We start from the raw sequence: 23,148 nt of genomic DNA on the forward strand, positions 1-23,148 counted from the left end.
TATCTAGTTTAGGCTAAACTTATAGCCTACACCTTTCACAGTTTTGATGTAGTCATCCCCAATCTTCTCTCTCACCTTTCTAATGTGCACATCTACCGTTCTGGCTAGCACATAAACATCTGAACCCCAGATATTCTGCAACAGCTCATCACGACCAAATACCTTATTAGGGTTTTGTGCCAGGAAATAAAGTAATTCAAATTCCTTTTTAGGGAGAGTTATTTCACCACCTTCTCTTTGAATGGTGTAGCTAGAGCGATCGATAACAAGATCTCCTATGGTGATTTGATTAGTGACAGTTTTCTTTTTAGAATCTCTTCTAAACAAAGCACTGATCCTGCTCATAAGTGCCCTTGGCTTTATAGGCTTGGTGATATAATCATCCGCGCCTACGTCGAAAGCGGCCACTTCTGAATACTCTTCAGAGCGAGCTGTGAGAAAGATAATGAATGAACTGGCGAGTTCAGGAATTTCACGCATCTGCCTACAGGTTTCAACACCATCTTGCTTGGGCATCATGATGTCTAACAGAATTAAATCAGGCTTGAATTTTTTGGCAATTTCAACACCTCTTATACCATCCAATGCTGTTTTAACTTCATACCCTTGCTTCTCAAGGTTGTACTTAAGCAATTCCAGGATTGCCTCTTCATCATCAACAACAAGCACTTTGTATTCCTGCTTGCTTCCCATAGTTATCGAGTTTTAATGAAAATCAACTTTGCTTTTCTAAAAGAAAGGCTAAAACTATAGAGAAAATGCTTCAATAAAAAGCATGTAATAATAACTTAACAATTCCTTAATTATTAACTTTTCTCATAGTTATTTATATCAATTTCTACCGCTCCTACGAACATTTCTGCTTTAATTTTTAGCGGCACTTTATTTAAATCATCAGAGATCCACACCTTAATAGAGTTTTCACCATCAAACAGGCTGTTTTCCGGCATAATGGGCGACAGCACCAATGACTTAATCTTTCCAAGCTTCGTTTTTACAGTTTCCTTACCGATGTAACGCACCTGGAATTTGTAAAGCTCATCATCAAAGAAAGCATCAATAGTAATTATATCGCCTTCTTTATATTTAGTAAAATCTAATACCCTAAGATAATAATATCCGCTTACTAAATCCTGAATATTTTTCTTGGTATCGAAGTACTTAGCTGCTTTCCATTTTTCCTTTTTATGGTCATAGGTTTTCACCTTAGCCTGCTGCTTTTCATGATCGAAGGTTACTACTTCGTTCTTGCGATACTTCCCTTCCTCTATTACCCTGTAGAATTTATGACTAACAATAGAGGCAGTATCTAAGTAAGTGCCCCAATTATCGCGAATTCTTAAAAACATATCGAACATGCCGATGGACTCGCCGAACACATCAATTTTATAACAAGGCCTATTATTTAGGGTATAGATATCTTTACTGATAACCATTTTGCCTTTAGCCGCATGAACAAACCCATAATGGGCTGTGTATTCGATTACCTCTCCAGGCTTAAAGCAATTATTCTCAATTACCCTGTAGGTAGATTGATTATTGCTTAACCCCATCCAGAGGGCGGCAGAAAAAAAGAAGACAGAAGTAAATAGTTTAAACATGCATCAATTTAGGTTCTTTACTCAAAGGAAAGGATGTTTTTCCTCGAAGTAGGTGATAAAGCTGGTTAAATCTTCGTTAAATTTATTCTCAAACAGATCCATTAATTTATCCTGTTTTGATCTATATCGCAAAAAAGACATAAAATAGGTGTTATTGGGATTGAATTCAGAGCGGTCTTTTTTATAGGTTTCAAAATGAAAACTGATGGTATCCAACTTAGAAACAATGTTTCTGATCATTAGCTGCTTTTCCTGACTTTTCTCGGCGTCATCTTTATTTGCCATGCCTGCATATAACTTTTCCAGGCTATCGGCACCACGCAACACATGACCTATGTAAGCATTCTCATCTTCAATCTCGTACTTATAAGTCAAATATTCTTCTGACTCTTCACCATAAGTATCTTTCAAAAATCTATAAGCTCCTCTTTCTGCGATGAACGACGCAATATTCTCATTAAACTCAACACTATCTTTAACGAAAATGGTAGCGTGTACCAACTCATGGATAATTAGATTTGCCAAGTCACCAGTATTTCGGTAAAGCATATTGCTTAGGATAGGATCCTTAAACCAACCTAGGGTAGACCAGCCTCCTACTGTTCTTATGCCTGCATCATACCCTTCCTCACTAAGCTCCTCCATGGCTTCTTTAGCATCCTCCTCCATGAAAAAGCCTTTGTAAGGCATTTGTCCTACTATAGGGAAATCCCACTCTTTAGCTTTCAATTCGTAAGGCTCACAACCAGTGACCACCCAAAGGATAGGTTTACCCTTCTGGTCATACATGGTGGTGTAATTGTCTGTATTATTAAGACCGAGCGAGTCAATGGCGTATTGCCTCACCTTGGCTATAAAATGTAGTTTTTGTTTTACGGAATCCGCCACCTCAGGATCAGCGATATATTCTGATACTGGCCTGGCATTCCAAACGATATGTAATTGCCCCTTGGCTTGTTTATAAGCATAGCCTACAAGCTCCAGGTTAAACAAAACCCATATCAGTAAAACTGCGATTAATATCAGACCAATCTTTTTTATCATAACTATAATTACCTGTTTCTTAAAAGAAAAAAGTCTCCGGTATAGTTTATATAAAAGCCATAAGCATATTCAAATGTTCCGTTCTTGAAATCAAAAAACGGCTCTACTCGGGTATTAAAAAATACACCATCAGTAATCTTAAGCTGATGCATAAACCTTAAAATCAGCAACTCCCTAATGGGCTCAACTACATCATAATTCTTGTAAGATGATGACTGTGAGGAATATAACTGACCACCTTGTATGCAGGTAAAATCACTTCCTCGCCAGTAACTAGCCATAATATTAAGGTTTAACCTGGTTTGTATACTTGCATTCAAATAAATTCCTGAACCCGCCTTAAGTGCCGTGTCTTCATCACCAGAAAAATTATTACTGTACACAAAATAATTTTGCATTTTGAACTCGCTAACAAAACCCTGCTCTGAAATTGGGAAGGTCAACTCCAAGCCAGAGCTGAAGTTTCCTTTGGTCTGCAATGGTTCTGGGTTAGCATCTATCTGTCCTCCTTGATGATAAATCACCATTTGGTAAGGAATAGTCAATTTAACATTCCCTTTATTTATCGGACTCCATTTTACGGACATACCACCAGTAATCTGCTCTTGAGATGAATCACCTTTATATATCATATTTTGCCAGTCTACCCAGGTGTCCAAAAACAACGATTCTTTATCTACTTTTATTTGAAACCCATTTTCCAAACGTCGGTTTAGTGTGTTTTCAAAGTCATAGAGCGGCTCTATCAATCGGTGAGATACACTGCCATCTAAAGTACCTAAAATGAGAGAGAAGGCATTTTTATTATATCTAAAAGAAAAAGTAGGTGCCACCTCACTGTAATCATCATTGCCAAAATCCTTTTGAAGGTATATCCCAGCCTCAATTCTTATAAACTTGCCCGCTTGATATGACAGATTTGGATTGAGCTGATAGCCAAACAAAGTATAGCCGTCAGCAATATCATTAAAATACTCATTGTTTTTAGCGAAGCCCAAACTATTGATACTTAGCGCCAGCACATTTGAATCGCTTTCCTGAAGGGAGTGATCATATTGAAAAGATTTATTATTAAGCTGGGCCTGTGCCAGTGAGGTGTTTAGGATTATCAGTATTAAAACCTGAAATATTTTCATACCAAGAAGTTTGGCGCAATATATAAAAGCAGCGGCAAAGCAATGCCTCTGTAAATACATTTTTTAGGAGGGTTATCTCACTTTTATGCCTATAACTTAGTAACTTCACCATTAATAAAATTTAATCAAGTAAGTAAACCGATAATGGCTGAAAAGGACGAAAAATTAAAGGCGCTTCAATTAACTATTGATAAACTAGAAAAAACCTTTGGTAAAGGTGCTGTGATGAAACTGAGTGACGAGCGGGTAGTAGACGTGCCTGCCATTTCAACGGGATCTCTCAGCCTTGATATAGCCTTAGGTGTTGGCGGAATACCACGTGGAAGAGTTATAGAAATATATGGACCTGAATCATCAGGTAAAACCACTTTATCTATGCACTGTATCGCTGAAGCTCAGAAAACTGGAGGTTTAGCAGCATTTATAGATGCGGAGCATGCTTTTGATAGAGTATATGCAGAGAAACTAGGCATTGACACTGAGAACTTACTTATTTCTCAACCAGATAGTGGTGAGCAGGCACTCGAAATTGCTGAGCACCTCATCAGGTCTGGAGCTATTGATATCATCGTAATTGACTCCGTAGCAGCTTTGGTTCCTAAAGGTGAACTTGAAGGTGAAATGGGTGATAGCAAAATGGGTCTACAAGCTAGATTGATGTCTCAGGCATTAAGAAAGCTAACAGGTACCATTAATAAAACAGGTTGTTCATGTATTTTCATTAACCAGCTTCGTGAGAAAATTGGGGTAATGTTCGGAAACCCTGAAACAACCACTGGTGGTAATGCTCTTAAATTCTATGCTTCTGTTAGACTTGACATCAGAAGAATAGGTCAGATTAAGGAAGGAGCCAATGACATCATTGGTAACAGAACCAGAGTGAAGGTAGTGAAAAACAAGGTAGCTCCTCCATTTAAAGTGGTAGAGTTTGACATCATGTATGGTAAAGGTGTTTCTAAAGTAGGTGAAGTACTCGATCTTGGTGTAGAGCTAGATATAGTGAAGAAAGCAGGATCATGGTTCTCTTATGATGGCAACAAACTTGGCCAGGGAAGAGATGCAGTAAAAACTCTTTTAGAAGACAATCCTGAGCTTATGGAAGAGATTGAAAACAAAATTAAAGCTCAAATAAAGGGCGAAGATCTTGAAAAGCCTATTGCTGCTCAAGAATAGTATATTCCACAATTGATTTAAAAAAAAGGGAGTTCTAAATTTTAGAACTCCCTTTTTCATTATTGAATAATATCCTATTAGCTCGACCTGATGGCTATCACTGGATCTAACCTGGCGGCTAGTGCGGCCGGCACAATTCCAGATACAGTACCAATAGCTGCTGACACACCCAGTCCGAGAACTATATTTTTTATAGACAATACTACTTCCAGACTTCCCATAGGGATGAAAGTAATCAGGTAAACCAAAAGCAAACCTGCCAACCCACCTATAACACTAAGGAAAATTGATTCGAACAGGAACTGAAAGAGTATGAAGAAGTTTTTAGCTCCTAATGACTTTTGTATACCTATAATATTGGTTCTTTCCTTTACTGAAACAAACATAATATTTGCGATTCCAAATCCACCTACTAATATAGAGAAGCCTCCGATAATCCATCCTGCAATTCCGAATACATCGAATACACTGCCGATAATATTGGCTATAGCTTCAGGTCGGTTCAGAGCAAAGTTATCATCCTGCTTAGGCTTTAAACCTCTGCGATTCCTGAGCAACCCTGTCAACTCATTTTCCAACTCTACTAAACCAATATCAGAATCCTTTCCTTTTACCCCAATTCTAGAGCCTAGCTCTTCCCAGGAACCAGTTCCGGTTTGGTATAATTTCCTAAAGGAGGTATAAGGTATAATACACAGATCATCATTACTGGATGTACCCAGGAAGCTTTCCCCTTCCCTGGGCATAGTTCCTATAATGATGTATTTTAAATTTTTAATTTTAATTTCCTTACCAATAGGGTCAGTGCCGAAAGGAAACAGCGCAGATACCAGATTACTTCCGATAATAGCTACGTTACGACCAGATTCAGTTTCTATCTGACTGAAATAACGCCCTTTATTCAGTTCTATCTCAAAGATATCACTGTATCCGTAGGTGCTTCCGCAAAGCTCTACCTCACTGATACTGTTATTACCTCTTTTTATAGTGGAGTTATTCCGAACGCCGAAAATGGCCATTGAACTACTATTCTTTAGGTTTTCCTCAAGAAAATGGAATTCATTATAGCTAACATTTGGTCTCTGCCAAAAGTCCCACCAGCGGTACTCTCCATTGGCGTCTGGCGTAAACGGCCATTTTTCAATGTAGATAACACCAGCTCCCAGGAAGCTAAAACTATCCTTAATATTCTTCTCCAGCGAATCAACCAGGGTAAACACTGTGATAATGGCAAAAATACCCACCGTAACACCAAGCAAAGACAGAACCGTTCTTAGAAGGTTCATCTTCAGTGCATTCCAGGCAAACCTGAAGCTTTCTAATATGAGTTGAATTACTAACACCTGTTTTTTATATCAAAATTGAAAAGTATTTCTTGGTAGATAATGTTAATAAATAAATTACTTTAACTTTGCAAGCTAAATTTTAAATAAACTGTTTTATTTAATACCGTAATATTAAATATGAAATTATCAGAATTCAAGTTTGATCTACCCACCGGACTGGTAGCCTTATATCCGGCTGAAAATCGGGATGAATCCCGCCTAATGGTTATACATCGTGACACTGGCGAAATAGAACACAAGTCTTTCAAAGACGTGGTTGACTATTTTGACGAAGGTGATGTTATGGTAAATAACAATACGATGGTTTTTCCTGCCAGGTTATATGGTAACAAGGAAAAAACAGGCGCTAAGATTGAAGTTTTCTTATTAAGAGAGCTAAATCAAGAAATGCACCTTTGGGATGTATTAGTAGACCCGGCCAGAAAAATCCGTGTAGGTAATAAACTTTACTTTGGTGAAGGCGACTTAGTAGCCGAAGTAATTGACAACACAACTTCCAGAGGAAGAACCATTCGATTCTTATATGATGGAACTGACGAAGAGTTTTACAAGACTATAGACAGCCTGGGCGAAACACCCCTTCCAAAATATATAAAAAGAGAAACAGAACCTGAAGACAGAGATCGTTTCCAGACCATTTATGCCAAGCACAAAGGCGCCGTTGCAGCTCCTACTGCTGGTCTTCACTTTACTCCTCAGCTTTTAAAGAGGCTAGAGATTAAAGGAATAGACATGGCTAGTATTACTCTTCACATAGGCTTAGGTACATTCAGACCTGTAGATGTAGAAGATCTTACTAAACATAAAATGGATTCTGAGAACTTCTGGGTAGATGAACCTACCGTGAGCATGGTAAACAGTGCCATTGATGGCAAGAGAAAAGTTTGCTCTATCGGTACTACTTCTATGAGAGCATTAGAATCTAGTGTATCTGCCAATAACAGACTGAAGCCAAAAGAAGGCTGGACTGACAAGTTCATCTTCCCTCCTTATGACTTCAAAATCTGTAATGCTATGATCACTAACTTCCATATGCCAGAATCAACTCTGTTAATGATGGCTTGTGCTTTCGGAGGTTACGAACTAGTAATGGAAGCATACCAAACTGCAATTAAGGAGAAATACAGATTCCTTACCTACGGTGATGCTATGCTCATTGTGTAGTCAGAAAAAAGATTAATCAAATGAAAATCGGATGGCCATTGGTCATCCGATTTTTATATACGGTTATTTATTTTAGATTTTAACACACCCAGCTTTACCCATGCCACAAAAGGAATATGCTATATTAGTAGCAGGAGGAAAAGGCACACGCATGAAAAGCCATATCCCGAAGCAATTCATCCTCCTAAATGGCAAGCCTATACTCATGCACACTCTTGAGGTTTTTGCCTCTTACTCTTCCGAGCTCTCCATTATTCTGGTTTTACCTGAATCTGATGTAGAGACCTGGAAGAACCTTTGTCTGGAGCATAACTTTAACATATCACATACACTCACAATTGGTGGAGATTCAAGGTTCCAGTCTGTACGTAATGGATTGAGTACTATTAAGGAAAGTGAAGGCCTGGTTGCCATTCATGATGGAGTGCGACCTTTAGTGGATAAAGATACGATTGCCGCCTCTTTCAGATTAGCTGCCATTCACCAGAGCGCTGTAGCGGCCGTTCGCCTCAAAGAATCTATCAGAGTCACTGATCAGGACACTACAAAAGCTGTAGACAGATCTGCATACAGACTCATCCAAACGCCACAAACCTTTGATCTGGCGATTATCAAAAATGCATATAATATAAAAGAAGTCTCTACCCTTACTGATGATGCCAGCGTGGCAGAAATGGCAGGTCATAAGATTTCCCTCTTTGAAGGAAGCTATGAGAATATTAAGGTAACTACACCAGAGGATCTGATAATAGCAGAAGCTTTACTAAAAAGAAAAAACAAAGGCTGACCATTACTCACTTGTAAAGTCAGCCCGAACATCTTCTTAAGCTATATTGCTATTAGTATTCGTCTTCGTTAAAAAAGAAATCCTCCTTAGTAGGATAATCTGGCCATATCTCTTCGATATTTTCATAAGGCTGACCGTCATCTTCCAACTCCTGCAAATTCTCAACTACTTCTAACGGTGCGCCGGTTCTGATTGAATAGTCAATCAATTCGTCCTTGGTAGCAGGCCAAGGTGCGTCTTCAAGATATGATGCTAGTTCTAGTGTCCAATACATAGATAAATCCTCCTATGATTTATACTTCAAAATTTCGTGCAAAAATAAAATTTAAATGTTCAAATCAAATATTTAAATTAATTATTTGCAGGGCTGTATTTTACAACCAAGTGTTAATTAATTTATGGCTTGAAACGTAACCATAGTACGAAAAGTTTAGGAAAGCACAACTTTATTAGTAAAAAAAGTTTAACCTTCAGCTGTTTATACAGCAAAAAACTAAATTTGTTTCAATAAACAGGAAAAAGAATATGAGTGACGAAAAAATAATATTTTCAATGGCTGGGGTGAGTAAAATCTACCCGCCTAACAAACAAGTTTTAAAAGACATTTACCTCTCATTCTTTTACGGAGCCAAAATTGGTGTCTTAGGTCTCAACGGATCTGGAAAATCTTCCTTACTGCGCATAATAGCGGGAGTAGACAAAGAATATAAAGGTGAAGTAGTTTTTGATGGCAGCTACTCCATTGGTTTACTGGAGCAGGACCCAAAGCTAGATCCTACCAAAACCGTAAAAGAAATAGTAGAAGAAGGTGTAAAAGAAACTGTTGATTTACTTCAGGAGTTTGAAGATATCAATCTAAAATTTGCTGATCCGGACATCATGGATGATCCTGATGGCATGAACAAGCTTATCGAAAGACAAGGCGAGGTTCAGGAAAAGCTAGATCAGCTCAATGCCTGGGAACTAGATAGTAGATTAGAACGTGCTATGGACGCTCTAAGAACACCTCCGGCGGATGCCAAGATTGAAAACCTATCAGGTGGTGAGAAAAGACGTGTAGCACTTTGCAGACTTTTACTTCAAGAGCCAGATGTACTTTTATTAGATGAGCCTACTAACCACTTAGATGCAGAGTCTGTGCATTGGTTAGAGCAGCATTTACAAAGATATGCAGGTACCGTAATAGCCGTAACTCACGACCGTTACTTCCTTGATAACGTAGCCGGATGGATACTTGAACTAGACCGTGGCGAAGGTATTCCATGGAAGGGTAATTATTCATCATGGTTAGAGCAAAAGCAGAAGAGACTTTCTCAAGAAGAGAAGACCGAATCTAAGAGACAGAAGACCTTATCACGAGAGTTGGAATGGGCTAAAATGTCCCCTAAAGGTAGACATGCTAAGGCCAAAGCCAGGTTAAATGCTTACGACAAGCTTTTAAGCCAGGAATCAAGAGAGAAAGAAGAGAAACTAGAGCTTTACATACCACCAGGTGAAAGACTGGGAGACAAGGTAATAGAGGCTCATGGAGTAGCTAAAGCATTTGGAGACAAGCTGTTATACGAAAATCTTGAGTTTAACTTACCAAAGGCAGGCATCGTAGGTATCATCGGACCAAATGGCGCGGGTAAAACCACCCTTTTCAAGATGATAACTGGTAAGGAAAAGCCGGACACGGGTACTTTTGAAGTAGGCTCTACTGTAGATATTGCCTATGTAGATCAGGAACATGCTAACCTGAATCCAGAATCTTCTGTTTGGGAGGTAATTACAGGAGGCAACGAACTGATCAACCTTGGTGGCAAGCAGATTAACAGCCGTGCCTATGTAAGCAAGTTTAACTTCAACGGATCAGATCAGCAGAAAAAAGTAAAAGAACTTTCTGGTGGTATGAGAAACCGTGTGCACCTGGCAATAGCCCTGAAACAAGGAGCCAACTTACTTCTGCTAGATGAGCCTACTAACGACTTAGATGTAAACACACTTAGAGCGTTAGAAGAAGCTCTTGAGAACTTTGGTGGATGTGCAGTAATCATCTCTCACGATAGATGGTTCCTGGATAGAGTTTGTACACACATACTTGCTTTTGAAGGTGACTCTCAGGTGAAGTGGTTTGATGGTAACTTCACTGAATATGAAGAAGATAGAAAAAAACGTTTGGGTGATACAGGGCCTAAGCGAATTAAATACAAGCCTTTAGTTAAATAAGCGATTTATCATTAAATGTCATATAGGGTCAGTTTTGGCTGACTCTATATGACTTTTTTCATGCCTCCCTCCCATCAATTCCTCTCATTTTTTGTTAGATTTTTATTGATATTTTAAGTATCTTAAAAAACTAACTGTACTTCATGAAAACGCTTTATATCATTCGTCACGCTAAGTCGAGCTGGAAATATCATCACCTCGATGACATAGATAGACCTCTTAATAAAAGAGGCAAGAGAGATGCCCCGGAAATGGGTGATAGGCTAAAATCACAAGGCATAGTTCCACATCTAATGATCAGCAGCCCGGCAAAAAGGGCATTTGCTACATGCAAAATCATTGCTGAGGCATTGGATTATCCTAAAAAGGATATTGAGCTAAACAACAAACTCTACCATGCTAGTGAAGACACTCTCATGGACATCATTCAGGATATCGATGATAGTTGGGATTCAGTTATGATATTCGGGCACAACCCCGGATTAACTTATTTCGCTAACTCATTAGCCAGTACTGACCTGGATAATCTACCTACTTGTGGTGTATTTGCTTGCACCTTTGATGTAGATTCATGGTCAGAAACAGACTTTGAGAAAGGATCATTGCAATTCTATGATTACCCTAAAAATGTACCTCAAATTAATTAAAAAATTGAGGTACCTGTGATGGTAGTAAACAACTCTAAGGCCTTTAACCCGGCCAAAGAGTTTCCTTTTTTATTTAAACCAGGACTCCAAACCACAATACTATATTGAGATGGCAATATGGCGGCTATTCCTCCGCCCACGCCACTCTTACCGGGCAGACCAACTCTAAAGGCAAACTCGCCAGCCTCATCATAAAAGCCGCAGGTCTGCATTATGGCAGTAATTCTTTTAAATTGGCTTTCGGAAATGTATTTTTTCTCATCAATAACTCCTTTACCATGGTTAGCAAACACTCTGAATGCTTTGGCTAACTCACTGCAAGTCATAGATACTGAGCAAAAGTCGAAATAAAGATCAAGAACCTCTTCCACATCATTTTCAATATTGCCATAAGACTTCATCAGGTTCACCATGGCCGCATTTTTATAGCCACAAGCCTTCTCTGATCTGGCTATTTGCTTGTCATAATAGATGTCATTCTGCCCTACCAGCTCACGTATGAAGTCCAAAAATTGCTGACGAGGGTCTTGAAGGTGAGAGATTAATAGGTCAGTTACAACCAGAGCACCTGAGTTAATGAAAGGATTTCTAGGTATACCATTTTCATACTCCAGCTGCACCAATGAATTGAAAGGGTCTCCAGAAGGCTCTACATTAATACGGTCATATACCTTTTTACCTATATGACTTACACAGTGCGCCAGCATGAATACCTTAGATATACTTTGAATAGAAAATTTCTCTTCAGTATCCCCCACTGAGAATGAAGAATCATCTAAGAAAAGTAAGTGAATACCAAATTTGGTTATGTCTACTTTGGCCAGTTCAGGAATATAATCAGCTACCAAACCCTTATCAAGCAGCGGCTCCACTTCCTTACGTATATCTTCCAGTACTTTTTGATAATCCATCTTGCTCACCATGGCACCTCATCTTTAGAATTTACAAATGAGCCGCAATTTACAAGATATCGCACTATTCACCATCATTAGTCTATGAAAGGAATGTTAAAATATCGATTTCAGCAAACTCATTGATTTAAAGTAAATTAGAGCACTATAATTTCAGGATGAGAACAATAAAAAAGGCCTGATTGAATTTCAACCAGGCCTTCCTCTTAAGCTTTGTGATTTTTATTTCTTGTATAGCTCCAGCTCATTAGGAACCTGCATAGAATTCTGCTGCGATCCCACCTCTACAGTAGATGATCCATACACTGTAATTTCAGCTTTTTGAAAATCTTCAGCATTGGCCTTATAAATATTATCCACGTACTTCTGCGGGTTTCTATCTATATACGGGAACCAGGTGCTATGAATCTGAATCATGATCTTATGACCTTTCTTGAAAGTATGAAGAATATCCTGTAATGGGAATGTTACGTCTTCTGCCACACCTGGAGTAAATGGCTCTGGTTTAGCAAAACTATTTCTAAATCTACCTCTAAATACTTCGTGACGCACAAGTTGCTGATACCCTGCCATAGTTACATTCTTAGGCGTAACAGGGTTGGCCTGTGCAGTATCTGGGTAAACATCGATAAGCTTTACAATAAAATCGGCATCTGAGGTAGAAAGAGCTACTTTTAACTTGGCTAAAATTTCGCCAGCCAGAGTAACATCTTCCGTTAATACATCTGTTTTAAAAGTAAGTACATCAGGTCGTTTAGACGCATGTCTCTGATCATCTGTCATAAACCTGCGTGGTGTGAACGTTACGCTCTCAACCTGAGATGTATACGGTACCGGATAGTCAGGATCACTTACATATTTAAATTCTTCTTTGGCATCTCCTTCTTCATTTACCAAAAGCTTACCATTAGCAGAAAAACCAAGCTTCACGGCTGGAATTTCTTGAGGTGGCCACTGATCAAACATCTTCCATTTTTTCACACCAGTATCATACATATATGCTTCTGGCAATTTCAAATTACCTTCATTTTTCAGGTAGTATTTAAAGAATGGCATTTCAATATTCTTCTGATAGAAAGTAGAGATACTATCACCAAAGTAAATATCATTGATGGCTTGAATACCTTTTTCTCTATACCAATCTCCATGGCTCCAAGGCCCCATAACTATGGTATTTTCCGCTTTTGGGTTATTTGCCTCAATGGTTTTATAGATATTCAACGGTCCATAAAGATCTTCAGCGTCAAACCAACCACCCACAGTAAGTACGGCGTTATCAATATCTCTTAAATGAGGCAGCAAGTTTCTTTTCTGCCAGAACTCATCATAATTTGGATGCTCTACCACCTGATCCCAGAAAAAGTCTTTCTGATAATATTTCTCAGTCACATTTTTCAACGGACCTAAAGCCATATTAAACTCATATCCGTCCGCTACATTTCCTGCCTTTTTAATTTCTTCCCAAGCATCGTTATACCAGCTCTCTGTAGTTGGCTCTGTTTGATAGCCGAACACAGGAAAAGCCATTAAATAACTTTGCAAGAATGCTCCCATATGGTGGAAGTCATCAAAAAAGAAATCTGAAATAGGCGCCTGAGGAGAAGAAGCTACCAATGCAGGATGCGCCTCTGGTAAAGCTGCTGCCGTGTAATGCCCAGGATAAGAAATACCCCACTGCCCCACTTTGCCATTGTTATTTTTAATATTCTTTAAGAGCCAGTCGATGGTATCAAAAGTATCAGAGCTCTCGTCGATCTTATCCTTTTCCTTCTTTTTATTGCCATCAATCTGAGGTCTCATGTTATCATAATCACCTTCTGACATCCATCTTCCTCTCACATCCTGATACACGAAAATGTATAAATCTCTCATCAAGTATTTAGATGGCCCCAGCATTGTCTTGTACTTATCCTCTCCATATGGTGCCACACTGTACGGTGTTCTCTGCATCATCATAGGATATTTTTTAGACTGATCTTTTGGGGTATAAACACATGTAAAGAGCTTCACTCCATCACGCATCGGGATCTGATATTCATGCTTTTTATAGTTCTCCCTAATAAAAAGAGAATCAGCATCCTGAGCCATCAGTTGTAAAACTGATACACAGCTCATGATGAGTAATAATACTTTTTTCATTTCAATGGTAATTTGTTGATTAATTACTGTGAATATCCAAATAGTTTAGCACCTTGGCAAACCACTCATAAATAAGAAATCAATTATTCCATGAATGGTATTCAGTGCAGAAACTCCACCTCTTTGAAGTCAAAGTATCTCATACCTTGCAGCGTTTCTATCTCCAGCTGACCTACGGGAGTTACACTTGTGATTTTCCCCGTAAATACCTGATCATTAGATTTATACAAGCACTCTTCACCAAACCTATATAGTGTCGATTCATAATCTGTCTTAAGCTGTTCCTTTCTGCCATTTTTAAGCATCAGATATCTACTTTCAATGTGCTGCATGAGATTATCTAAAACCTGCTGCAAGTCATAAGATTCGTCCGTAATTTGACCAAGTGATATGGCTCTTTCATTGGAGAATTTTCGCTGATTTATATTCAGACCAATCCCCACAATAGAGTTCTCAATATGATTTTTCTTCACCGAATTTTGAATGAGAATTCCACAGATTTTCTTGTCTAAATTGTAGATGTCATTGGGCCATTTCACCTGAAAGCCCGGAGCCATGTCAGACAAGTAGTCATGTATCCCGAGTGAAACCACTCTATTTAACTCAAATTGACTTTGAACACCTAAAAATGAAGGCTTTAGAATGAATGAAAAAGTGAGGTTTTTGCCTGGCTCAGCTTCCCAGCTATTTCCCCGCTGCCCTTTTCCTCTGGTCTGATTTTCAGTGATTATTATGGTGCCCTCCATCACTCCGCTACCGAGCATCTGCTGAGCTTCTTCATTGGTAGAATGACAAGATGGCAGGAAAATTAGGTTTTTCCCCATAAATAATGTTTTGGCAAGAATTTTATACAAGTATTTTTGTAGTTTTGTTTATGAAATTCAAAGATAATTAATGGATGTAAATAACAATTTAGCGCCTTCCGAAAAATTAAGCAGTATAGTGGTGAAGGGTATGCAGGAGAAAAAAGCCTCAGATATTGTAGTAATGGATCTTAGAAATGTTAAAAATGCTATGGCAGACTTCTTTGTGTTATGCTCAGGAAGTTCTGACACACAGCTAGATGCAATAGCAGATTCTATAGATGAGCAAGTGTCCAAAGCGCTTGAGGAGAATCCATGGCACACAGAGGGTAAAGAAAACAAGGAATGGATGCTACTAGATTACGTTAATGTTGTAGCCCACATATTCAAAAAAGACAAACGCCAATTTTACGCTTTGGAGAGTCTTTGGGGTGATGCTGAAATAACAGAAATTGAAGATATCTCCTAAAGGATGAAACCTTATACCCCATTATGGAGTTTGAAGCTTAGATAATTTTTTACTATTGATATGCCAGATAAGAAGAGAAATATTTTACCAAACAAACCTCAAAAGCCGAATTACCAGGTTTGGGTCATTGTAGTTTTAATTGCAGTGATTTTCGGCATCATGCTTTTCAACAACTCGAGCACTTTAGCGCCTACTACCATGAGTAAGTTTGAAAGTATGATGATGGACAACGCCGTGAAAAAGGTGATGATCGTCAGAAATCAGAACTATGTAGAAATAACGCTTAAAGAGAGTGCGCTGGAAGATAGCAAATACCGTCAGCAGCTCGAAAACAACAGTCCTTTCGGAGTTGGAAGCGGACCTCACTTTAAACTTAACATTGGCTCAGTAGATAGCTTTATAGAACAATACACTGAATTTAATGATAAGCTTAATAAAGATGAGCAGGTAGACTATCAGGTAGATGATAAAAATGACATCAGTCAATACATATTCCAGTGGGGATTCTTTGTATTAATTCTTTTTGGATTCTGGTTCTTAATGAGAAGAATGACCGGAAACGGTGGCCCTGGCGGTCAGATTTTCAATATTGGTAAGTCTAGAGCAGCACTATTTGATGCTGAGAACAAGGTGAAAATTACTTTTGGTAATGTGGCCGGTCTTGATGAAGCTAAAGAAGAAGTAAAAGAGATTGTAGAGTTCTTAAAGAACCCAGGCAAATTCACTAAGCTAGGTGGTAAAATACCAAAAGGTGCTTTGCTTGTAGGCCCTCCGGGAACAGGTAAAACATTATTAGCGAAAGCAGTGGCAGGTGAAGCTGGTGTGCCATTCTTTACACTTTCAGGATCAGACTTCGTGGAGATGTTCGTGGGTGTAGGTGCAGCCAGAGTAAGAGACTTATTTAAGCAAGCCAAAGAAAAAGCTCCTTGTATCGTATTTATAGATGAGATCGACGCTATTGGTCGTTCAAGAGGTAGAGGTCAAATGCCTGGATCTAACGATGAAAGAGAGAACACCCTTAACTCTCTACTTGTAGAGATGGATGGTTTCTCAACAGATTCTGGAGTAATTATTCTTGCCGCTACCAACAGACCTGACGTACTGGATTCAGCTCTTATGAGACCAGGTCGTTTTGATAGACAAATTAGTATTGACAAGCCGGATATCGTAGGTAGAGAGGCTATATTCAAAGTACACCTTAAGCCTTTGAAACTAGGTAAAGATGTAGATGCTAGAAAACTAGCAGCTCAAACACCAGGTTTTGCAGGAGCAGAAATTGCCAATGTTTGTAACGAAGCCGCACTTATTGCTGCACGTCAGGACAAATCAGCTGTAGAAATGCAGGATTTCCATGATGCTATTGACAGGGTAATTGGTGGTTTAGAGAAGAAAAATAAGATCATTTCTCCTGAAGAGAAGAAAATTGTTGCTTACCATGAGGCTGGTCACGCAGTTGCTGGTTGGTTCCTGGAGCACGCTGATCCTTTGGTAAAAGTAAGTATTGTACCTAGAGGTGTGGCTGCATTAGGTTATGCTCAATATCTTCCAAAAGAACAATTCCTATATCAAACTGAACAACTACTAGATGAGATGTGTATGGCACTTGGTGGTAGAGCAGCTGAGGAACTGGTATTTGGAAAAATATCAACTGGAGCACTTAGTGACCTTGAAAGAGTAACTAAAATGGCTTACAGCATAGTATCTGTTTATGGTATGAACGATAAGATTGGTAACGTATCATTCTATGATTCAAAACAATCTGATTATAACTTCACTAAACCATATTCTGAGGCAACTGCTGAAACAATTGATCAGGAAGTAAGAAAAGTGATTGAAACGGCATTCTCCAGAACTAAGGATATGCTTTCTCACAGAAGTAAAGAGCTTGAAGTAGTGGCTCAGGAGTTATTAGAAAAAGAGATCATTTTCCAATCTGACCTTGAGAGATTGATTGGTAAGCGTCCTTTTGAACATCAGACTTCATATGAAGCTTTCACTAACGGTAAAGAGAAATCTGAAGACTCAGATTCTGATGAAAACAAAACTGATCCGGGAGTAAAATCTTCAGCACCGACAGATTCTACTGTACCTTTGAGAGATTCAGACAACTAGAATATCATATTCATATAGATGAATTAAAATCAGGCCCAATGTGTGCCTGATTTTTTTTATTTTTAGCCTTTTAGATTTTTAAGAATGATAAAGGAAATTACTGACCTTCAAGGAAAGTATATATATTTTGCTTCTGACTTTCATTTAGGAGTGCCTAGCAAAGAAGCTAGCCTGCAAAGAGAGAAGAAGATAGTGCGATGGCTGGATCAGGTGAAGAAAGATGCCCATTCTATCTATCTCATGGGTGATATATTTGATTTTTGGTTTGAGTATCGTCATGCTATTCCAAAAGGATACACCAGACTATTGGGAAAGCTAGCTGAGATAAGTGATAGTGGAATTCCCATAATATTTTTCACTGGAAACCATGACATGTGGATGTTTGACTACTTTAAAGAAGAGCTTAATGTAACCATTTACAGAGATCCACTTCAACTTAAGGTGGGAGCTCAAAAACTTCTCATCGGTCATGGTGACGGCTTAGGTCCTGGAGATCATTTTTACAAAGTGCTCAAGAAGATTTTCCGCAGCAAATTATGCCAATGGCTATTTGCCCGCATCCACCCTAATTTGGGTATAGGAATAGCTAATGCATGGTCTAAAAGAAGCCGAGTGAGCAGTGGTGGCCATGGTACTGAACAGTTTTTAGGTGAAGACAAGGAATTCTTATTCCAGTACTGCAAAACCACTGAAGCAAAGGAACATTATGATTGGTATGTATTCGGTCACAGACACCTTAACCTTGATCTGGAGGTGGCTAAAAACAGCCGATACATCAATCTGGGTGAATGGGTTACTCAGTACACCTATGGTAAGTACGATGGCAATCAATTTGAGCTATTAACCTTTGAAGAGTAGACTGATTATATGGTCACTATTTCTTTTGAGCCTTGCCGTCAAGGCTCAGGATTTTACTTTAATCAAAACGGTTAATATTACTACGCCTGAAGCAGTTTCTATAGATAAGCTGGGCAAGATTTATATTGCAGACAAACAAGGTAATGTGAATCGCTATCTGCCTGATGGCTCATTAGACATCACCTTTTCATCTCAAAAACAAGGACACATTGGCCTTATAGAAGCCTGGAATCCTTTAAAAACCTTTGTCTTTTATGATGATTTGCAGGAATACGCCTTCCTGAACAGGTTCCTTACCGCCTCAGAGAGCTTTCCGCTATACGATCTTTCTGACTTTAATAGCTTAGCGACCATAAGCTATGACAATAATCTTTGGATCATAGACATGGTTGATTACAGCCTAAAAAAATACGACCTCAACTACGGGCAATTCACCATTACCACCAATTTTGATCTATTGCTCAATCCAGATGATTATGACATTACTTTCATCAAAGAGTACCAGAACCTGGTCTTCATGAGTGACTATAATTCAGGTATTTACATCTTCGATAATCTGGGCAACTACCTGCGCCAAATACCAACAAGGGAAGTTGAGTATTTTAACTTTCAAGACAATTCCATCTATTACCTCAGTGGCGATAGTTTGGTGTCCACAGATATTTATAGTTTAAAAAGTAAAAACTCAGCTCTACCGTCAAAAGCCAAATTTGCTCTTAGCGCTGAATCCAATCTTTATCTTATTGATGATGAGCAGATAATGATATACAAAAGGCCTTAATTTATATAAAAATACACCTAATTGGGGGATAGAAAATTTCATCAATTTACAGACCTTAGCTTTTAAGTTCTGATTGATTCAAACATTTTTCCTCCTGCTCAATTCTTACGAGATTCGACGGGAGGAAATGTTATTTTAGACACTTTCCATTTTATAAGTTTGGGGCCTACTTGAGATGAACGAAAAAAAATGTGCAAAAAAAAAAAGAAGTGCTCCGGGTCAGAAGCACTTCCAAGGTCAAAAACTCAAAATAAATAGGATAAATTCTTAATTCATCCAATAACAACACTGCTAATATAACAATAAATACTTAAAAATAATTTAATCTCCTCCCCTTTTTTAATTGACGCTGGTGAGCAAACTATAGCCTGTTAATTTCTTATTTGAGTTGTAACTTTCTGATTTTACAACACCTACATCTTTAGCGATATAGTCAACAGCATACATCTCTATAGTCATGATAGACTCTGAAATGATCTTATAGGTCACTTTAAAACAATCAAAGGTTCCTGCTGGTGTGGTTATACTTTCTTTAGATTCCACTTTTCTATCTGTAATTCTTGTAGACATGTTAAACATGTTGCTTTTCATATGAATAGCCCCATCACTAAGTTTCTGCCCTACGCTGAGGTTAGCTGGCCAGTCTAATGACTCCATTTCAAGCTTAACATTCATACTTTCCATGCTTTGTAGCGCTTCAGCCGGAATGAATCTAGTCATATCCATCTCTATGGTACCATCTTTACACTCCATATCCACCTCTTTATCCATGGTTTCCTTATCCTTCTTATCATATACCTGAAAAGCTAAAGTAGCCTTCCACCCGCTGGAATTTTCATTTAATGAAGTGATCTCGTAAGCCTGCTTGCCCGTCTTCTTATCTTTTTGATCATAGGAAGTAATCTCCCATTTCTTTCCTTCTTTAAAATTATAGTACGGATTGCATTGGGAAAAAGCAGCATTAAAACTAAATATTACTAGTGCGAGAATGATTGTGATCTTATTCATATCTACATTTTTAGGTGATTCATTACTTAAATTAATATTTTAAAAGAACATGTAAGTACTCATTATCAGAGAATAATAAATACCATCATGATGATTGTCCGATATCGTTCAGTATATTTACGAAATAGTACAACATGTGCCCTATAAACGGCCTTCCTGATATCGGGAGCCATTTGGCATAATTTTTCTTTATGCATTCATTCAATTAATTGTAAACCTGTGGACAAAGAAATTGGTAAAATTTTAATGATTGATGATGACGAGGATGTGTTATTGGCAGCTAAACTGTTGCTCAAGAAACACGCTCATCAGGTAATCATTGAGAAAAACCCTAAAAAGATCCCTTTCCTGTTAAATAACGACAGTTATGATGTTATTCTGCTGGATATGAACTTCAGCAAAGACATCACCAGTGGTAAAGAGGGGTTTTATTGGCTCAGCCAGATTATAGAAAAAGATCCTTCAGCTGTGGTAATCATGATCACCGCCTTTGGAGATGTGGAAATGGCTGTAAGAGCTTTGAAGGAAGGAGCTACAGACTTTGTGCTGAAACCATGGCAGAATGAAAAACTACTAGCTACTATTTCTACAGCCATCAAGCTTAAAAAATCTTACAAAGAGGTAGATAAACTCAAAAAGGCTAAGAAGCAACTGGAAGAGGATATCAATCAGCCTTTTAAAGACATTATCGGTCACAGCAAAGCAATTCAGGAAGTATTTAACCTGATAGAAAAAGTAGCCAAGACGGATGCTAACGTCTTGATATTGGGTGAAAACGGAACTGGTAAAGAGTTAGTAGCTCGCGCCATTCACCAAAGATCATTACGAAAAGACAATAGCTTTATCAGTGTAGATATGGGTGCCATTACAGAGTCTTTATTTGAAAGTGAGCTATTTGGTCATAAAAAAGGAGCCTTTACTGATGCTAAAGATGATCGTGCCGGTAGATTTGAAATAGCGAATAGCGGCACCTTGTTTTTAGATGAAATTGGTAATCTCAGTATGCCTTTACAGTCTAAGCTACTTACCGTTTTACAGGGCAGGCAGGTTACTAGAATAGGAACGAACAACCCTATCAATATAGATATCAGACTAATCTGTGCCACCAACATGCCGGTAGAAGAAATGGTGCATGATAATACTTTCAGGCAAGATCTTTTGTATAGGATTAATACCGTTGAGATTAAACTACCGCCACTAAGACAGCGCCTGGAGGATATACCTCTTTTGGCTAAACACTTTTTAGGAAGCTATGCCAAGAAATACAGAAAAGAGGTAAATAAGATTAATGAAGATGCTATTTATAAGCTTCAAAAATATAACTGGCCAGGTAATATCAGAGAGCTGCAGCATGCCATGGAAAGAGCCATTATTATGAGTGATAATAATGAACTTGGTGCTGAAGATTTCTTCTTTTTAAACAATGATCGATCATCTGCTACTGACAGCTCTGCTTCTGTTTCAGCCGATAATCTCAATCTGGATGAAATAGAGAAATCAGCCATCGAAAAGGCCATAAGCATTCATGGTGGCAACATCTCTAAAGCCGCCAAGGAGCTGGGACTAACCCGAGCTTCATTATACAGACGCTTAGAAAAGCATGGACTTTAGTAATACCAAAAAGGCATCAATATACAGGGTAGGTTTGCTTACCCTGACTATATTTTTCCTATCCTACCTGATTTATAACGATGGCTACTTCATCACTGAAATAGTGGTTTTAGGGCTATTGGCGTTACAGATCATGTCATTACTTAAGTTTCTGGATAAAAACGATCAGGAAATCATCAACTTCCTAAATTCAATTAGGCATGATGATATTTCCTACACCTATAAAACAGATTTTAAAAACGAAGACACCAACAAGCTAAACGCTGAGCTCAACAAAGTATTAAAAGACCTTCGAGAGACACGCAAGCAAAAGGAAGCTGACTATCAATACCTTAAAAATATAGTTCAGCATGTTGGTATAGGACTAATCACATTTAATAAGCCCGGAGAAGTTCACATTATTAACACTGCCGCTAAGAAGCTCTTAAAGATCAATCAGGTAGATAATATCCGGGACTTGGGTCAGGTAAGTGAAATTTTGGTGGATGTATTTCTGAGACTGAGAACCGGAGGCCGTGACCTGATCCGCCTGGAGATAGGCGAAGATGTAGTGCAATTAGCCGTTTATGCTATTGAATTAACGCTTCGTGGCGAAGAGTTTAAGCTGGTATCCATTCAAAACATTCAGAATGAACTAGAAGAAAAGGAAATGGAGGCGTGGCAAAATCTGGTAAGGGTGCTCACCCACGAGATTATGAACAGTGTAACGCCCATCTCCTCATTAGCCAATACAGTAGAAGATGAACTCAACCTTCAATTAACTAATGATCAGGAGATTAACCAGATTTCTAATGATGAAATTGCCGATTTACATTTGGCCATTTCCACTATTAAAAAGCGAAGTCAGGCACTGATCCGTTTTGTACAAGACTTTAGGAACCTTACCCATATTCCTACACCAAAAATTTCTGAAATAAGGGTTAAAGAACTTATGGAAGAAATGCTCATTTTCCTTCGTAAAGAGATCAATGATAATAATGTACAAACCACCGTTCGCATAGATCCTCCTGAGCTGACCATTAATGCTGATAAGGACCTCATTGAGCAAGTATTGATCAACCTGATTAAAAATGCTGTACAAGCTTTTGACGAGCAAACCAATAAGCTGGTAGAGCTCAAAGCCTATGTAGACGAAAAAAGCAGGCCGGTAATATCCGTAAAAGACAATGGCAATGGCATTGATGAAGAGGCACTTGAAAAAATATTCATCCCTTTCTTCACCACTAAAAAGACAGGATCTGGCATAGGACTTAGCCTTTCAAGACAGATCATGAGGCAACATCAAGGCAATCTGGGGGTTAAAACTAAGATAGACGAAGGCACAGAGTTCTTTCTGAGGTTTTAGGTTAT

General features: G+C 38.5%; 21 protein-coding genes. 11 read left to right on the forward strand and 10 right to left on the reverse strand.

All coding sequences use genetic code 11. From position 1 onward, the window contains the following. Window positions 1–3: 3 nt before the first annotated feature. From LVD16_RS25740 to LVD16_RS25755, 4 genes are all read right to left on the reverse strand, one after another. Window positions 4–693, reverse strand: coding sequence for a response regulator transcription factor (locus LVD16_RS25740; RefSeq protein WP_233771170.1), 690 nt, complete (start codon window positions 691–693; stop codon window positions 4–6). 113 nt (window positions 694–806) lie between these two features. Continuing rightward, window positions 807–1,601, reverse strand: a complete 795-nt coding sequence (locus LVD16_RS25745) for a DUF3108 domain-containing protein (RefSeq protein ID WP_233771171.1) — start codon at window positions 1,599–1,601, stop codon at window positions 807–809. Window positions 1,602–1,622: 21 nt separating this feature from the next. Next, the gene (locus tag LVD16_RS25750) at window positions 1,623–2,645 is read right to left on the reverse strand and encodes an aminopeptidase (protein ID WP_233771172.1); all 1,023 of its coding nucleotides are present in this window, start codon (window positions 2,643–2,645) and stop codon (window positions 1,623–1,625) included. Window positions 2,646–2,653: 8 nt separating this feature from the next. Continuing rightward, on the reverse strand, window positions 2,654–3,781 hold the full coding sequence (locus LVD16_RS25755; protein WP_233771173.1) for a lipid A deacylase: 1,128 nt from the start codon (window positions 3,779–3,781) through the stop codon (window positions 2,654–2,656). A 144-nt stretch (window positions 3,782–3,925) separates the two neighbouring features. Here LVD16_RS25755 and recA point away from each other — a divergent pair, with 144 nt between their 5' ends. After that, window positions 3,926–4,954, forward strand: a complete 1,029-nt coding sequence (gene recA, locus LVD16_RS25760) for a recombinase RecA (RefSeq protein WP_233771174.1) — start codon at window positions 3,926–3,928, stop codon at window positions 4,952–4,954. Between the two features lie 77 nt (window positions 4,955–5,031). Here recA and LVD16_RS25765 read toward each other — a convergent pair whose 3' ends face one another. After that, complete coding sequence (locus tag LVD16_RS25765; RefSeq protein ID WP_233771175.1) at window positions 5,032–6,297, reverse strand: ABC transporter permease; 1,266 nt, start codon at window positions 6,295–6,297, stop codon at window positions 5,032–5,034. Between the two features lie 120 nt (window positions 6,298–6,417). Between LVD16_RS25765 and queA the strand changes: the two genes are divergently transcribed. Together queA and LVD16_RS25775 are read left to right on the forward strand one after the other, a co-directional pair. Then, a complete protein-coding gene (queA, locus tag LVD16_RS25770) occupies window positions 6,418–7,464 on the forward strand; it encodes a tRNA preQ1(34) S-adenosylmethionine ribosyltransferase-isomerase QueA (RefSeq protein ID WP_233771176.1) in 1,047 nt (348 codons plus the stop codon). A gap of 100 nt (window positions 7,465–7,564) precedes the next feature. Continuing rightward, entirely contained in the window at window positions 7,565–8,251 is a 687-nt protein-coding gene (locus LVD16_RS25775) for a 2-C-methyl-D-erythritol 4-phosphate cytidylyltransferase (RefSeq protein ID WP_233771177.1), read from the forward strand. A gap of 52 nt (window positions 8,252–8,303) precedes the next feature. Here the strand turns inward: LVD16_RS25775 and LVD16_RS25780 are convergent, their stop codons facing one another. After that, window positions 8,304–8,525 carry a DUF2795 domain-containing protein gene (locus tag LVD16_RS25780; protein ID WP_009578808.1) on the reverse strand — a complete coding sequence of 74 codons (222 nt, stop codon included), beginning with the start codon at window positions 8,523–8,525 and terminating at the stop codon, window positions 8,304–8,306. A gap of 251 nt (window positions 8,526–8,776) precedes the next feature. Here LVD16_RS25780 and ettA point away from each other — a divergent pair, with 251 nt between their 5' ends. Together ettA and LVD16_RS25790 are read left to right on the forward strand one after the other, a co-directional pair. Beyond that, window positions 8,777–10,459, forward strand: a complete 1,683-nt coding sequence (gene ettA / locus LVD16_RS25785) for an energy-dependent translational throttle protein EttA (RefSeq protein ID WP_233771178.1) — start codon at window positions 8,777–8,779, stop codon at window positions 10,457–10,459. Window positions 10,460–10,602: 143 nt separating this feature from the next. After that, window positions 10,603–11,106: a SixA phosphatase family protein gene (locus LVD16_RS25790; protein ID WP_233771179.1), complete on the forward strand. Its 504-nt coding sequence runs from the start codon at window positions 10,603–10,605 to the stop codon at window positions 11,104–11,106. Here LVD16_RS25790 and LVD16_RS25795 read toward each other — a convergent pair. The 3 genes from LVD16_RS25795 to LVD16_RS25805 form a co-directional block, all read right to left on the reverse strand. Beyond that, entirely contained in the window at window positions 11,103–12,029 is a 927-nt protein-coding gene (locus LVD16_RS25795) for a glutaminase (RefSeq protein WP_233771180.1), read from the reverse strand. The two genes, LVD16_RS25790 and LVD16_RS25795, sit on opposite strands and share 4 nt — an antisense overlap. A 210-nt stretch (window positions 12,030–12,239) precedes the next feature. Continuing rightward, complete coding sequence (locus tag LVD16_RS25800; RefSeq protein WP_233771181.1) at window positions 12,240–14,156, reverse strand: CocE/NonD family hydrolase; 1,917 nt, start codon at window positions 14,154–14,156, stop codon at window positions 12,240–12,242. A 101-nt stretch (window positions 14,157–14,257) separates the two neighbouring features. Continuing rightward, window positions 14,258–14,980, reverse strand: coding sequence for a biotin--[acetyl-CoA-carboxylase] ligase (locus LVD16_RS25805; RefSeq protein WP_233771182.1), 723 nt, complete (start codon window positions 14,978–14,980; stop codon window positions 14,258–14,260). A gap of 70 nt (window positions 14,981–15,050) precedes the next feature. Between LVD16_RS25805 and rsfS the strand changes: the two genes are divergently transcribed. The 4 genes from rsfS to LVD16_RS25825 all read left to right on the forward strand — a co-directional run bounded on the left by rsfS (window position 15,051) and on the right by LVD16_RS25825 (window position 19,179). Further along, window positions 15,051–15,428 (forward strand): ribosome silencing factor, encoded by a 378-nt coding sequence (rsfS, locus tag LVD16_RS25810; RefSeq protein ID WP_233771183.1) that lies wholly within the window; start codon window positions 15,051–15,053, stop codon window positions 15,426–15,428. Between the two features lie 60 nt (window positions 15,429–15,488). Beyond that, entirely contained in the window at window positions 15,489–17,540 is a 2,052-nt protein-coding gene (gene ftsH / locus LVD16_RS25815) for an ATP-dependent zinc metalloprotease FtsH (RefSeq protein ID WP_233771184.1), read from the forward strand. Between the two features lie 84 nt (window positions 17,541–17,624). Continuing rightward, on the forward strand, window positions 17,625–18,398 hold the full coding sequence (locus LVD16_RS25820; RefSeq protein ID WP_233771185.1) for a UDP-2,3-diacylglucosamine diphosphatase: 774 nt from the start codon (window positions 17,625–17,627) through the stop codon (window positions 18,396–18,398). Then, entirely contained in the window at window positions 18,388–19,179 is a 792-nt protein-coding gene (locus tag LVD16_RS25825) for a hypothetical protein (RefSeq protein WP_233771186.1), read from the forward strand. Before LVD16_RS25820 ends, LVD16_RS25825 begins: the two co-directional genes overlap by 11 nt. A gap of 339 nt (window positions 19,180–19,518) precedes the next feature. Here the strand turns inward: LVD16_RS25825 and LVD16_RS25830 are convergent, their stop codons facing one another. After that, window positions 19,519–20,187: a TapB family protein gene (locus LVD16_RS25830; protein WP_233771187.1), complete on the reverse strand. Its 669-nt coding sequence runs from the start codon at window positions 20,185–20,187 to the stop codon at window positions 19,519–19,521. Window positions 20,188–20,433: 246 nt separating this feature from the next. Between LVD16_RS25830 and LVD16_RS25835 the strand changes: the two genes are divergently transcribed. Beyond that, window positions 20,434–21,798: a sigma-54-dependent transcriptional regulator gene (locus LVD16_RS25835; protein ID WP_233774625.1), complete on the forward strand. Its 1,365-nt coding sequence runs from the start codon at window positions 20,434–20,436 to the stop codon at window positions 21,796–21,798. Beyond that, complete coding sequence (locus LVD16_RS25840; protein ID WP_233771188.1) at window positions 21,788–23,143, forward strand: sensor histidine kinase; 1,356 nt, start codon at window positions 21,788–21,790, stop codon at window positions 23,141–23,143. The genes LVD16_RS25835 and LVD16_RS25840 overlap by 11 nt, the downstream gene beginning before the upstream one ends. Window positions 23,144–23,148 lie beyond the last annotated feature (5 nt).

Source organism: Fulvivirga ligni, from assembly GCF_021389935.1.
Taxonomy (GTDB): Bacteria; Bacteroidota; Bacteroidia; order Cytophagales; family Cyclobacteriaceae; genus Fulvivirga; species Fulvivirga ligni.

Excerpts from the sequence above, each read along its gene's own strand:
- LVD16_RS25835 (WP_233774625.1), top strand. The coding sequence starts at position 20,434 with ATGATTGATGATGACGAGGATGTGTTATTGGCAGCTAAACTGTTGCTC.
- LVD16_RS25800 (WP_233771181.1), bottom strand. The coding sequence starts at position 14,156 with ATGAAAAAAGTATTATTACTCATCATGAGCTGTGTATCAGTTTTACAA.
- queA (WP_233771176.1), top strand. The coding sequence starts at position 6,418 with ATGAAATTATCAGAATTCAAGTTTGATCTACCCACCGGACTGGTAGCC.
- LVD16_RS25750 (WP_233771172.1), bottom strand. The coding sequence starts at position 2,645 with ATGATAAAAAAGATTGGTCTGATATTAATCGCAGTTTTACTGATATGG.
- LVD16_RS25780 (WP_009578808.1), bottom strand. The coding sequence starts at position 8,525 with ATGTATTGGACACTAGAACTAGCATCATATCTTGAAGACGCACCTTGG.
- recA (WP_233771174.1), top strand. The coding sequence starts at position 3,926 with ATGGCTGAAAAGGACGAAAAATTAAAGGCGCTTCAATTAACTATTGAT.
- LVD16_RS25830 (WP_233771187.1), bottom strand. The coding sequence starts at position 20,187 with ATGAATAAGATCACAATCATTCTCGCACTAGTAATATTTAGTTTTAAT.
- LVD16_RS25745 (WP_233771171.1), bottom strand. The coding sequence starts at position 1,601 with ATGTTTAAACTATTTACTTCTGTCTTCTTTTTTTCTGCCGCCCTCTGG.
- ftsH (WP_233771184.1), top strand. The coding sequence starts at position 15,489 with ATGCCAGATAAGAAGAGAAATATTTTACCAAACAAACCTCAAAAGCCG.
- LVD16_RS25775 (WP_233771177.1), top strand. The coding sequence starts at position 7,565 with ATGCCACAAAAGGAATATGCTATATTAGTAGCAGGAGGAAAAGGCACA.
- LVD16_RS25740 (WP_233771170.1), bottom strand. The coding sequence starts at position 693 with ATGGGAAGCAAGCAGGAATACAAAGTGCTTGTTGTTGATGATGAAGAG.
- LVD16_RS25820 (WP_233771185.1), top strand. The coding sequence starts at position 17,625 with ATGATAAAGGAAATTACTGACCTTCAAGGAAAGTATATATATTTTGCT.
- rsfS (WP_233771183.1), top strand. The coding sequence starts at position 15,051 with ATGGATGTAAATAACAATTTAGCGCCTTCCGAAAAATTAAGCAGTATA.
- LVD16_RS25755 (WP_233771173.1), bottom strand. The coding sequence starts at position 3,781 with ATGAAAATATTTCAGGTTTTAATACTGATAATCCTAAACACCTCACTG.
- LVD16_RS25795 (WP_233771180.1), bottom strand. The coding sequence starts at position 12,029 with ATGGTGAGCAAGATGGATTATCAAAAAGTACTGGAAGATATACGTAAG.
- LVD16_RS25805 (WP_233771182.1), bottom strand. The coding sequence starts at position 14,980 with ATGGGGAAAAACCTAATTTTCCTGCCATCTTGTCATTCTACCAATGAA.
- ettA (WP_233771178.1), top strand. The coding sequence starts at position 8,777 with ATGAGTGACGAAAAAATAATATTTTCAATGGCTGGGGTGAGTAAAATC.
- LVD16_RS25840 (WP_233771188.1), top strand. The coding sequence starts at position 21,788 with ATGGACTTTAGTAATACCAAAAAGGCATCAATATACAGGGTAGGTTTG.
- LVD16_RS25790 (WP_233771179.1), top strand. The coding sequence starts at position 10,603 with ATGAAAACGCTTTATATCATTCGTCACGCTAAGTCGAGCTGGAAATAT.